Source organism: Amycolatopsis sp. NBC_01488 (genome assembly GCF_036227105.1).
Classification (GTDB): Bacteria; Actinomycetota; Actinomycetes; order Mycobacteriales; family Pseudonocardiaceae; genus Amycolatopsis.
The window spans coordinates 267,587-280,300 of sequence record NZ_CP109434.1 but is presented as its reverse complement, the minus strand read 5'-3'; the positions used below and the strand labels follow the sequence as shown (position 1 = coordinate 280,300).

At 70.5% G+C, this 12,714-nt stretch carries 9 protein-coding genes and 1 pseudogene; 9 read left to right on the top strand and 1 reads right to left on the bottom strand.

Annotated elements, in window-relative coordinates; all coding sequences use genetic code 11:
• The first annotated feature begins 43 nt into the window (after positions 1-43).
• From OG738_RS01310 to OG738_RS01270, 9 genes and pseudogenes are all read left to right on the top strand, one after another.
• Complete coding sequence (locus tag OG738_RS01310; protein ID WP_329050501.1) at positions 44-568, top strand: (2Fe-2S)-binding protein; 525 nt, start codon at positions 44-46, stop codon at positions 566-568.
• Positions 568-3,009 (top strand): xanthine dehydrogenase family protein molybdopterin-binding subunit, encoded by a 2,442-nt coding sequence (locus tag OG738_RS01305; RefSeq protein WP_329050500.1) that lies wholly within the window; start codon positions 568-570, stop codon positions 3,007-3,009. The genes OG738_RS01310 and OG738_RS01305 overlap by 1 nt, the downstream gene beginning before the upstream one ends.
• Positions 3,006-3,860: an FAD binding domain-containing protein gene (locus OG738_RS01300; protein WP_329050499.1), complete on the top strand. Its 855-nt coding sequence runs from the start codon at positions 3,006-3,008 to the stop codon at positions 3,858-3,860. The genes OG738_RS01305 and OG738_RS01300 overlap by 4 nt, the downstream gene beginning before the upstream one ends.
• 85 nt (positions 3,861-3,945) lie before the next feature.
• Positions 3,946-4,692 carry an SRPBCC family protein gene (locus OG738_RS01295; protein ID WP_329050498.1) on the top strand — a complete coding sequence of 249 codons (747 nt, stop codon included), beginning with the start codon at positions 3,946-3,948 and terminating at the stop codon, positions 4,690-4,692.
• 621 nt (positions 4,693-5,313) lie between these two features.
• Positions 5,314-6,540 carry a diguanylate cyclase gene (locus OG738_RS01290; RefSeq protein ID WP_442875922.1) on the top strand — a complete coding sequence of 409 codons (1,227 nt, stop codon included), beginning with the start codon at positions 5,314-5,316 and terminating at the stop codon, positions 6,538-6,540.
• Between the two features lie 296 nt (positions 6,541-6,836).
• On the top strand, positions 6,837-7,904 hold the full coding sequence (locus OG738_RS01285; protein WP_329050496.1) for an NAD(P)-binding domain-containing protein: 1,068 nt from the start codon (positions 6,837-6,839) through the stop codon (positions 7,902-7,904).
• Between the two features lie 408 nt (positions 7,905-8,312).
• Entirely contained in the window at positions 8,313-9,905 is a 1,593-nt protein-coding gene (locus OG738_RS01280) for a discoidin domain-containing protein (protein WP_329050495.1), read from the top strand.
• An 11-nt stretch (positions 9,906-9,916) separates the two neighbouring features.
• Entirely contained in the window at positions 9,917-11,146 is a 1,230-nt protein-coding gene (locus tag OG738_RS01275) for an MFS transporter (RefSeq protein WP_329050494.1), read from the top strand.
• Positions 11,143-12,088, top strand: a pseudogene (locus tag OG738_RS01270) (hypothetical protein). Before OG738_RS01275 ends, OG738_RS01270 begins: the two are co-directional and overlap by 4 nt.
• Here OG738_RS01270 and OG738_RS01265 read toward each other — a convergent pair.
• Positions 12,078-12,650: a TetR/AcrR family transcriptional regulator gene (locus OG738_RS01265; protein WP_329050492.1), complete on the bottom strand. Its 573-nt coding sequence runs from the start codon at positions 12,648-12,650 to the stop codon at positions 12,078-12,080. The pseudogene OG738_RS01270 and the gene OG738_RS01265 overlap by 11 nt on opposite strands.
• Positions 12,651-12,714: the final 64 nt, after the last annotated feature.

Here is a 12,714-nt window from a genome sequence, read left to right as displayed (position 1 = left end):
CACGGTCGGGCAGGCCGTTCCCGAACCGGCTTTTGGAGGCCTGATGCGCATCACCGTCACCGTCGACGGGACGAAGTACACCGACGAAGTCGAGCCGCGCACCCTGCTCGTGCACCACCTGCGGGAGAAACTGGGCAAGGTCGGCACGGTCGTCGGCTGCGACACGAGCAATTGCGGCGCCTGCACCGTCCACCTGGACGGCCACAGCGTGAAGTCCTGCTCCGTCCTCGCGGTGCAGGCCGACGGCTGCGAGGTCACCACCATCGAAGGCCTCGCCCGCGACGGCAAGCTCCACCCCGTGCAGCAGGCCTTCCACGACAACCACGCGCTGCAGTGCGGGTTCTGCACGCCCGGGATGATCATGCAGTCGATCGACCTGCTGGCCGACAACCCGGACCCGGACGAGCAAGCCGTCCGCGAAGGGCTCGAAGGCAACCTCTGCCGCTGCACCGGCTACCAGAACATCGTCCGCGCGGTCCGCGACGCCGCCCAGCACATGAGCCCCGGCGCCGGCCCCGAAGCCGAGCGGATCGCCGAGGCCAAGCACGTCGGCGTGGGTGGTGACTGATGACCGCCACGATCGAACCGGAAGTCGGCAAGTCCCGGCGCCGCAAGGAAGACGAGCGGCTGATCACCGGCCGCACCCGCTGGACCGACAACATCGCGCTGCCCGGCCTGCTGCACATGGCGGTCCTGCGCAGCCCGTTCGCGCACGCCAAGATCGTCTCGATCGACACGTCGGCGGCGAAGAGCGCGCCCGGCGTCATCGCCGTCTACACCGGCAAGGACCTCGACCCGGACGGCGCGATCGGCATGCCCTGCGCGTGGCCGATCACGCCGGACATGAAGGCGCCGCGCCGCCCGGTGCTCGCCGCCGACACGGTCAACTTCGCCGGTGAAGGCGTCGCGGTCGTCGTCGCACGGTCGTCCGCCGAAGCGCACGACGCGCTTGAGGAGATCGACGTCGAATACGACGAACTGCCGGTGATCCTCGATATGGAAGCCGCGCTCGCCGAAGGCGCTCCGCTGGTCCACGAAGAGCTGGGCACCAACAAGAACGCCGTGTGGGTCTTCGACTCCGGCGAAGCGGGCACGGGCGGCAACGTCGAAGACGCGATCAGCTCGTCGGAGGTCGTCGTCAAGCGCCGCTTCCGGCAGCAGCGCCTCGTCCCGGCGTTCATGGAGCCGCGCGCCTGCGTCGTCGACCCGACCAGCACGCAGATCACCATGTGGTCGGCCACGCAGGTGCCACACGTGCTGCGCGTGATGGCGGCGCTGACGCTCGGCATCCCCGAACACAAGCTGCGCGTGATCGCCCCCGACGTCGGCGGCGGCTTCGGCGGCAAGATCGGCGTCCTGCCCGAAGAGATGATGTCGCTGCTCGTCGCGCAGAAGCTCGGCAAGCCGGTCAAGTGGAACGAGACGCGGTCGGAGACCATGCTCGCCGCGCACCACGGCCGCGACCAGATCCAGGACATCACCATCTCCGCGACCCGCGACGGCCAGGTGACCGGCCTCAAGGTCGAGCTGCTCGCCAACCTCGGCGCGTACAACGGCCTGGTCGGACCGGGCGTGCCGATCCTCGGCGCGTTCATGTTCAACGCGATCTACAAGTTCCCGGCCTACCACTTCGCGTGCACCAACGTGTTCACCACGACGACGCTGACCGACGCCTACCGCGGCGCCGGCCGGCCGGAGGCGACGTTCGCGGTCGAGCGGATCATGGACGAGCTCGCCGTCGAGCTCGGCATGGACCCGCTGGAGCTGCGCGAGAAGAACTGGATCAAGCACGAGGAGTTCCCGTTCACCACGGTGTGCGGGCTGACCTACGATTCCGGCAACTACGAGGCCGCCACCGAGAAGGCCAAGCAGCTCTTCGACTACGACGGCCTGCGCGCCGAGCAGGAGAAGCGCCGCGCGGCGAAGGACAAGGTGCAGCTCGGCATCGGCATCTCGACGTTCACCGAGATGTGCGGACTCGCGCCGTCGCGGGTGCTCGGCTCACTCGACTACGGCGCCGGCGGCTGGGAGTACGCGTCGATCCGGATGCTCCCCACCGGCAAGGTCGAGGTCACGACCGGCTCTTCCGCGCACGGCCAGGGTCATGAGACGGCGTGGAGCCAGATCGTCGCCGACCAACTGGGCGTCGCGTTCGAGGACGTCGAGATCCTGCACGGCGACACCCAGTCGTCGCACAAGGGCTTGGACACCTACGGCTCGCGGTCGCTGGTGGTCGGCGGCATCGCCGTCATCAAGGCCGCCGAAAAGGTCGTCGCGAAGGCCAAGCCGATCGCGGCGCACCTGCTCGAATGTTCCGAGGACGACCTGGAGTTCGCCGGCGGCAAGTTCACCGTGAAGGGCACCGACACGTCCACGACGATGGGCGACGTCGCGCTCGCGACGTTCTTCGCGCACAACCTGCCCGACGGGATCGAGCCGTCGCTCGACTCGGACGCCACGTTCGACCCGGAGAACTTCTCGTTCCCGCACGGCACGCACCTCTGCGCCGCCGAGGTGGACACCGAGACGGGCCGGATCAAGCTGCGCTCCTACGTCTGCGTCGACGACGTCGGCGTCGCGGTGAACCCGCTGATCGTCGAAGGCCAGGTGCACGGCGGGCTCGCGCAGGGCATCGCGCAGGCGCTGTTCGAAGGCACCGAGCACGACGACAGCGGCACGCTCACCACCGGCACGTTCGCCGACTACCTGCTGCCGTCGGCGGCCGACCTGCCGTCGTTCACCACCGACCGCACGGAGACGCCGTCGACGACGAACCCGCTCGGCGCCAAGGGCGTCGGCGAAGCGGGCACCATCGCGTCCACCCCGGCGGTGGTCAACGCGGTGATCGACGCGGTGCGCCCGTTCGGGGTGAACGACATCGAGATGCCGTTGACGCCGATGCGGGTGTGGCACGCCATCCAGCACGGCACCACCGACGCCGGCGGCCCCGGCCGTGACGAAGCCGGCGGCGGCCTCGGCTCCATCGACGCCACCGGAGGTGCGCAGTGATCCCGGCTTCCTTCGACTACGTCCGTCCGTCCACAGTGGACGAAGCGGTGCAGGCGCTGGTGTCGGCGGGCGAGGACGCCAAGGTCATCGCGGGCGGGCAGAGCCTGCTGCCGGTGCTGCGGATGCGCCTCGCCGCGCCGACGACGCTGGTCGACCTCGGGCGCGTCGCGGAACTGCGCGGCGTGCGCGAGGACGGCGACGAGCTGGTCATCGGTGCGATGACCACGCATTACGACGTCCAGCGGGACGCGCTGGTGGCCGAGCACGCGGCGCTGCTCAAGGAGGCGACGGACACGGTCGCCGACCCGCAGATCCGCCACCGCGGCACGCTCGGCGGCGCGATCGCGCACGCCGACCCGGCCGGTGACCTCCTCGCGCCGGTGCTGGCCCTGGAGGCTTCGCTGGTGGTGGCCGGGCCGTCCGGCCGCCGGACGGTGCCGGCCGCGGAATTCTTCCAGGACCTGTTCACCACGGCGCTGGCCGCGGACGAGCTGCTGGTCGAAGTCCGCGTGCCCAAGCACACCGGGTGGCGGGCGCACTACGAGAAGTTCAACCGGGTCGCCCAGGCGTGGTCGATGGTCGCGGTCGCGGTCACCGTTCGCACCGAAGCGGGGGTCATCGAGGAGGCCCGCGTCGCGCTGACGAACATGGGCTCGACCCCGGTGCGGGCGTCTGGTGTCGAAGCGGCGCTGGTCGGGGTCCAGGCCTCGGCCGACTCGATCGCCGCGGCGGCTTCGCACGCGGCGGAGGGCACGAATCCGCCGGTCGACAGCAACGCCGACGTCGAATACCGCCGTCACCTGGCCCAGGTGCTGACGGGCCGGGCGATCGCGGCGGCGGCCGGCGCCTGACGCACTGGTTCGTCCCCCTGGCCGCCGCTCCGGCGGCGGCTAGGGTGGGACCGGACCCGTCCGTCTTCAGGAAGGAGGTCGGCCCGTGCGGCTCGACCACGAATTCACCGTCCCGGCTCCGATCGGCGAGGTCTGGCAAGCGGTCGTCGACCCCGAGCGCGTCGCCCCGTGCATGCCGGGGGCCACCCTGACGAAGGTCGAAGGGGACCGGTTCAGCGGAACGGTGAAGGTCAAGCTCGGACCGATCTCGTTGCTGTACAAGGGAAACGGCGAGTTCCTCGAGAAGGACGACACCGCGCACAAGGTCACGATCAAGGCATCGGGCAAGGATTCGCGAGGAGCGGGCACGGCGGCGGCGACGGTGACGCTGACGCTGACCGAGGCCGACGGCGGAACCCACGGCGCGGTGGCGACGGACCTGTCGATCACGGGCAAGCCGGCCCAGTTCGGCCGCGGATTGATCAGCGAGGTCGGCGGCAAGATCCTGGACACGTTCGCGGGCTGCCTGTCGGGCAAGCTGGCCCCCGCGGCTTCGCCGGCGCCCGCGCCGGTGGCAGCGACTCCGACGCCCGAGCCGACGGCGACCACGGAGCCGGTGGCCAAGCCGGCTCCGGCGGTGAAGCCGGCTCCGACGACGGCGGAGATCAACACGGACCCGAAGCCCGCGGCGGAGCGTCCCCAGCTCCACAGCGTCCCGGCGGCGCCCGAGACGGAAGCGATCGACTTGCTCGATTACGCGGGGCAGTCGGTGCTGAAGCGGGTGGCTCCGGTCCTGGTGGGCATCGCGGCGGTGGTCGGGCTGGTGGCGATCATCCGGGCGCTGCGGAAGTAGCACTGCCGACGCCGGACGGCGTTGTTGCGCGCTGTGCAACGTGATGCCGCCCGCTGGAGTGCGGTGGGTGTTGAGGAAAACCGCCCCGCTGCGGCTTTCGCCGACTCGCACGGATGGTGAGGCAGACCGGCGCGCTCCGGCTTTCGCCGGCTCGCAGGGATGGATCGCGTTGCGCTCCTGACCGTCCCCGAGTTGGTCGGCGGTCTGTGCCTCCCGTGCGGCAGCCCCGCGTCGCGCGGTGCTTTCGTCGGGTTCGACCGCTGGATCCCCGCGCAGGTCGTGGCAGGCGCACTTCGCTGCGTCCGGGATCGCGGGGGTGGGATTCCCACTTCGGCGTTCTCGCGGCGGTGTTCCCGGGGCGATGATCCGCTCGGGAGCCGCTGAGCTGGGCGAATCTACCCTGCGCGGGTGTTCGGGCAGGTACGTTGCCCGCAATTCGCCCGGACTGGCGACGCGCGTCGTCGGAACGGCTACGCTGGGCTACCTGGTCGGCCGAACTTCGCGCAAGGGGTACGTCACGATGCCGGTCCGTCACTGCCGTGGCCTCGGCTCTTGAGAGCCGAGGCCGCCGTGCGCCGGGAAGCGCTTTCCACCTGGCCGGGCTGGCCCGCGCGGTGGGAGATGTGGGCCGGGGCGAAGACCCGCTGGATCACCTACGCGCTGGGCTGTGAGCTGGTCGCCGTCGTGGCGACGGGGACCGCGCTGGTCACCGGGTTCGGCGGGGCCGTCCGGCCGGTCTGGTTCGCGGTGCTGGTCGGGCTCGGCGTGGCCCAGGCCGAGATGTCGCGCCGCATCGAGCGGCTGCGGCGGTGGATGAGCGGGCAGACGCACATCAACGTCACGTCGGTCTGGTACCTCGCCGGCGTCGTCCTGCTGCCGCCGGCGTGGGTGGCACTGCTGGCTGTTGTGCTCTACACGCACTTGTGGGTGCGCGTATGGCGTCAGGTCCGTACGCGGCCCGCGCACCGCTTCGTCGCCAGTACGGCCTGGGCGATGCTCTCGTGCTTCGCTGCTTCGTCCGTTCTCGCGCTCTTCGGGTTGCACGGGACGCCGTTGCAGACGGCGCGGGGGCTGTTCGCGCTCTGCCTGGCCGCGGCGGTGTTCGAGCTGGTGAACATCGGCCTGGTCGCCGCCGGGATCTACCTGTACACGAGCCAGCGCTCGGCGGCCGACCTGATCGGCACGTGGGAGGACAACGCTTTCGAGCTGGCGACCCTCTGCCTTGGTGGCCTCGCCGCGCTCGCGCTGGCCGAGCAGCCGGTGCTGGTGGTGTTCGTCGTCGCGCCGTTGTTGCTGCTGCACCGCTATCTGCTGTTGAAGCAGCAACTGCAGGTCGCGGCCGTCACCGACGAGAAGACGGGGTTGCTCAACACAGCCGGCTGGCACGAGTCGGCGGTCCGCGAGCACACCCGCGCCCAGCGCCGCGGCCCGGCCGGCGGCGGGTTCGCGGTGCTGATGATCGACCTCGACCACTTCAAGCGCATCAACGACACGTACGGCCACCTCACCGGCGACGACGTGCTGGCCGCGGTGGCGGTCGCGATTTCCAGCTCGGTGCGGCAGGGCGACACCGTCGGCCGCTTCGGGGGCGAGGAGTTCGTGGTGCTGCTGCCGGGCATCGGCCGCGCCGACGTGCTCGGCATCGCCGAACGCGTGCGGGTCGCGGTGGGGGAGCTGAACGTGGTGATCTCGACGGGCACGGGAACGGTCCGCGTGAGCGGGCTGTCGGTGTCGATCGGGGTGGCCAGCCACCCAGGCGCAGGCCCGACACTGGACGACGTGCTTCGTTCGGCGGACGCGGCGTTGTACCGGGCCAAGGAGGCTGGGCGTAACCGCGTTGCCGTGTGAGCAGGGGTCGGCGGCTGGGTTGAGCGGCTTCGCTCCTGGGAGCTGGCCGCGGTGGGCGCGGGTAGTCGGGTCGGTGGGTCGGGGGGCAGTGAGGTGGGTTCGATTGAGGCTGGGCGAACATTCCGAGCTGGCGCCGCACGAAGCTGGGTCGGGGTGGGGTCGCCGGTTGAACTTGCGAGGCAGCGTCGAGGCGTGGCTGATCGCAGCCACGTGGTGAGGCCCTGCTGGATGCGCGGCCCTGGCGTCGTGTGATGTAGGGCGCGAAATACCGTCGCTTGTCAGCCGTTGCACCACACATGAGCGGTGCGGATCACGAGACCGACGTGGTGGTGATCGGGGCGGGGCAGGCGGGGCTGTCGGCCGCCTATCATCTTCGCCGGGCCGGGTTCGCCAATGGCCGTGGCTTTGTCGTGCTCGACCACGGGAAGCGGGCCGGGGGTGCCTGGCAGTATCGGTGGCCCTCCCTTGTGCTCGGCAAGGTGCACGGGATCTACGACCTGCCCGGCATGGCCTTCGGTACTCCGGACGTGACGCGTCCCGCCTCCGAAGTCGTCTCCGAATACTTCGCGCGGTTTGAAAGCGTTTATGACCTCCCGGTCTTCCGGCCCGTCGACGTCCAGTCCGTGACGCGGGCGGGGGAGCGGCTGGTGGTGGCGAGCCCGGCCGAAACGTGGGCCGCCCGGGCCGTGATCAGTGCTACCGGTACCTGGGACCGGCCGTTCTGGCCGCGGTACCCCGGGCAGAACGCCTTCGCCGGACGGCAGTTGCACACGGCCGACTACACCGGTCCCGGGGAGTTCCGCGGTCAGCGGGTCGTCGTGGTCGGGGGCGGCGCTTCCGCCGTTCAGCTACTCATGGAGTTCGGCCCGCTCGCCCGGGCGACCGCGTGGGTGACCCGGCGCCCGCCCGTGTGGCGCGACGAGCCGTTCAGCGAGAACTGGGGACGCGACGCCGTCGCGAAGGTCGACGAACGCGTGCGCGCCGGATTGCCTCCCGAAAGCGTCGTGAGCGTGACCGACCTCGCCGTGACGCCGGAGGTGCGGGCCGCGCGCGCCGCCGGAATCCTCGCGCGGCGGCCGATGTTCGAGCGCATCACGCCCGAAGGCATCGCCTGGGCGGACGGCTCGAGGTTCGACGCCGACGTCATCCTCTGGGCGACGGGGTTCCGCGCGGCGATCGACCACCTCGCACCGCTGCACGTGCGCGAACCCGGGGGCGGGATCCGGATGGACGGCACGCGCGTGGTGCGAGAGCCGCGGCTGCACCTGGTGGGGTACGGGCCTTCGGCGAGCACGGTCGGGGCGAACCGGGCGGGGCGCGCCGCGGTCACCGAGATCAAGAGGCTGCTGAGTTCGGACGACTGAGGTCATGCACCCGAAGGTACCCGAACAAATGTGCGAAGATCATCGCTGAATCGGGTGAACCTCGGCGGCGGAACCGGGTGCGCTTTTCCTTGTGAGCCAAGGGAAAGTGCACGCGAGCGATGGGCGCTGCCCCCGGTTCCCACGCTAGCGGAGGGCACCGACAAAACCCGAAAAGGTCGGGGCTCTGTGGCGCCGATCCCGGAGGCCGGACCGGTGTACCGATCATCGGGAGCCGCCTTGACCAGCGGAAATCCGCCCAAACTCACCCTCTTGACCGATTCAACGACAAGACACGTCTTGTCAGTCGAAACCGGTCACCGATACAGTGCGCTTAGTTAGGAAACTTTCCTAACAGTTCGTCCGACGCCGCAGCCCACCAGCCACCGCCAGGCCCAGAAGGAGCGCGACGTGCCGTTGACCCGCCTACGAACATTCACCCGCCTCACGCCCGTCATAGCGGCGATCGCCCTGCTGCCCTCGGCGATCGCCGCGGCCAGCACGCCGCAGGCCGATGTCCTGCTCTCCCAAGGGAAACCGGTCGCGACCTCCACCGTCGAAAGCTCGTCGTACGCCGGTGCCAAGGCCGTCGACGGCAGTGCCACCACCCGCTGGGCCAGCGTCGAAGGCGCCGACCCGCAGTGGCTGCGGATCGACCTCGGCCAGTCCGCCGCGATCCACCGCGTGCTGCTCGACTGGGAAGCCGCCTACGCCAAGAAGTACCGCATCGAGGTCTCCGACGACGGCACGAACTTCACCACCGCCACGGCCGTCGACAACGGTGACGGCAAGACCGACGACCTCACCGTGAACGCCCACGGGCGGTACGTGCGCTTCGTCGGCGTCACCCGCGCGACGAGCTACGGCTACTCCTTCTGGGAGATGCAGGTCTTCGGCAGCACGGACTCCTCCGGCGACACCCAGCCCCCGACCGTCCCGACCGGCCTCACCGCCGGCCCGACCACCGCCACCAGCGCCGCTCTGACCTGGAGCGCGGCCACGGACAACGTCGGCGTCACCGGGTACGACATCCTGCGCGACGGCACCGTCGTCGCCACCAGCGCGACCCCGTCGTACGCCGACAACGGCCTCACGCCCGACACCGGCTACTCCTACGCCGTCCGCGCGCGCGACGCCGCCGGGAACGTCTCGGGCACGAGCACGCCGGTCACCGTGCAGACCCAGGCGGGCAGCGGGACCGGCTTCGTTCTCGCCGCCGCCGGCGACATCGCCGAAAAGTGCACCGCGAGCAGCTCGAGCTGCATCCACCCCAAGACCGCGAAGCTCGTCGAGAACATGAAACCCGCGGCCGTGATCACCATGGGCGACAACCAGTACGACGAACCCACCCTGACCGACTTCAAGAACTACTACGACAAGACCTGGGGCCAGTTCAAGAACATCACGCACCCGATCCCGGGCAACCACGAGTCCTACAGCAAGTTCACGGGCTACGACGCCTACTTCGGCGCCATCGCCAAGCCCCAGGGCCAGCGCTACTACAGCTGGGAAATGGGCAACTGGCACTTCATCGCCCTGGACTCCAACGACTTCGTCACCCACGAGTTCGGCCCGAGCGAGCAGTTGGCCTGGCTCAAGCAGGACCTGGCGAACAACAAGAAGGGCTGCGTCGCCGCCTACTACCACCACCCGCGGTGGAGCTCGGGCGACCACGGCGACAACCCGGACAGCATCGAGCTGTGGAACATCATGACCAGCAACAAGGTCGACCTCGTCCTCAACGGCCACGACCACGACTACGAGCGGTTCGTCCCGCAGAACGCCGACGGCAAGGCCGACGCCGGCGGCCCGGTCGAGATCGTCGGCGGCTCCGGCGGCGCGGACCTCTACGACCTGAGCCCGGCCCACCCGACGACCGCCAAGCTGCTGAAGACCTACGGCGTCCTGAAGCTGTCGATGACGGACACCTCGTTCCAGTCGCAGCTCATCGGTGTCGACGGCAAGGTCCTCGACAGCAGCCCGGCCTACACCTGCCACCGGTAGGAGGAGCGGGCATGTACATCGCGGCAAGCCGTACCTCGGACGTGGCGGCCGGCACCGAGCGGAAGCCCTCCCTGAAACGGGTGTCCGCCAACGTGGTGGCGCTCGGGATGGTCAGCCTGGTCACCGACGTCTCCGCGGAGATGGTCACCGCCGTCCTCCCGCTCTACCTGGTGCTCGGCCTCGGCCTGAACCCGCTGCAGTTCGGGCTGCTCGACGGGCTCTACGCGGGCGCCACCGCCCTCGTGCGGGTGCTCGGCGGGCACCTCGCCGACCGGTGGCGGCGGCTCAAAGCCGTCGCCGGGTTCGGGTACGGCTTGTCCGCGGTGTGCAAGCTCGGCCTCGTCGCGGCCGGCTCGTCGGTCGCGGCGATCGGCGTCGTCCTCGCCGCCGACCGCACCGGCAAGGGCCTGCGCACCGCCCCGCGCGACGCCCTGATTTCCCTCAGCAGCACGCCGGACGCGCTCGGCCGGTCGTTCGGCGTGCACCGCGCGCTCGACACCGTCGGCGCGTTCCTCGGCCCGCTGGTCGCGATGGCGGTGCTCGCGCTGAGCCTCGGCAGCTACCCCAGCGTGTTCGTCACCAGCTTCTGCGTCGCGGCGATCGCCGTGCTGCTGCTGACGTTGTTCGTCGAGGACCATCCCGGCCACGTCGACCGCGCCGCGGTATCGCTGCGAACGGCGGCAAACCTCCTCAAGCGGAGCGACTTCCGGCGCGTGACGCTCTGGGCGGCACAGCTGGGCCTGGTCACGGTCGGCGACTCGTTCGTCTACCTCGTCCTGCAGCGGCGCTGGGAGATCGCGGCGACGTTCTTCCCGCTGCTGCCGCTGGGCACGGCCGGGGTCTACCTCGTGCTGGCCGTGCCGCTCGGCAAGCTCGCCGACCGCGTCGGCCGCTGGCCGGTGTTCCTCGGCGGCCACGTCGCGCAGTGCCTGGCACTGGTGCTCCTCTGCGGCCCGGCCGCCACGGCGCTCGCCGTCGTCGCGCTCGGCCTGCACGGTGTGTTCTACGCGGCGACCGACGGCGTCCTCATGGCCGCCGCCGGCCCGCTCATCCCGCGTGCGCTCCGTGCCACCGGGATGGCCGTCGTGCAGACCGGGCAGGCCGCCGCCCGGATGCTCTCGTCCGTCCTCTTCGGACTGGCCTGGACGCTGTGGGACCTGCGGCCCGCGGTGCTCGCCGCCGCGGCCTGCCTGGCCGTCGCCGCCCTCGCCGCCGCCCTCGTGAAACCGGTGCGCCCGTGAAGAAGCTCGTCGTCGCCCTGCTCGGCGCGGCACTCCTGATCGCCGCGGCCGTCGGCTACACGGTCAGCGCCCGCCACGACTCCGCGGACGCCGAACCGGCCGCGCAGCTCACCCTCGCATCCGGGCAGCTGCTGTTCCGCGACACGGCCACCGGCCGCGTCGGCGCCGTCCCCTTGGGTGATACCGCCAAGAAACCCCGGCTCGGCGGCTTGAAATGCGACCGGTTCGCGGTCGCGAAGCTGACCGCGGTGTGCCTGGCCGTGCGGCCGGGGACGCTCCCGGCGGTGACCGACGTCCTCGTCCTCGACGACCACCTCGCGGTCCGCCACACCGAGTCCCTGCCCGGCACGCCGAGCCGCGCCCGGGTGTCCCCGGACGGCAAGCGCGTCTACTGGACGCTGTTCGTGACCGGTGACTCGTGCGCGGAGACCGGGTTCTCGACGCGCGCCGGACTGTACGAAGTGGACACCGGGCGGCTCGTCAAGACGATCGAAGAGCTGCCGGTGTTCGTCGGCGACCAGCGGTACTTCGCCGCGGACGTCAACTACTGGGGCATCACGTTCGCCCCCGACGGCAACCGCTTCTACGCCACCCTCGGCAGCAAAGGGCAGGACCTACCTCGTCGAAGCGGACTACCGGCGCTATCGCGGGAAGACGCTCAGGGAGAACGTCGAATGCCCGTCGCTCTCACCGGACGCCACCCGGATCGCCTTCAAGAAGAAGGTGGGCGAGGGCGTCTGGCGGCTGTCGGTGCTCGACCTGAAGACGATGCGGGAAACCGGGCTGGCGGAGCAGAAGAGCGTCGACGACCAGGCCCTCTGGCAGGACGACCACACCGTCCTCTACGGGCGGGACAACGCCGTGTGGGCGGTCCCGGCGGACGGCTCCGGCGCACCGCGGAAGCTGGTCGATGGCGCGGCGTCGCCCGCGGTCACGGCGTGACGCCGACCGCCGCGAACAACGTCCGGACGCCCAGGTCGCGCAGCTCCTCCTGGGTGACCGTCGGCTGGTCCAGCCACTCGAGGATCGTCGTCGCGACGAACGCGAGCCAGCCGCGCACGGCCAGCCGCGTCACGTCGGTGACGGGCGTCAGCAGGCTGACGGCGTCGAGGATGCGGGTGGCGTTCGCGGTCATCCCGGCCTCGCGGATCTCCTGGATCTCGCGGTCGGCGCCGCTCGCGGCGCGGTGCACGATCCGGTAGCCGTCCGGGTGCGTGCGCGCGAACTCGAGGTAGACGTCGAGCCCGGCCCGCAACTGCTCCGCCACGGGCAGCGCCGGGTCGGGCTCGCTCATCGCCAGGAGCTGGTCGCGCTGGGCGCGGACGATCGACGCGAAGAAGTCCTTCTTGGTCGGGAAGTAGTGGTAGAGCAGCCCGCGCGAGACCTGCGCGATCTCGGCGACCTCCTCGATCCACACCTCGTCGTACGGCCGCTTCGCGAACAACCCGGCTCCGATCGTGAGGAGCTGCTCGCGCCGCTGTTCGGTGCTCAGCCTCGTCCGCATCCCCCGACCTTACTTGACACGGGTTCAGTAGCGGGGGATCGTGACCCTATTGGATACGGGTTCA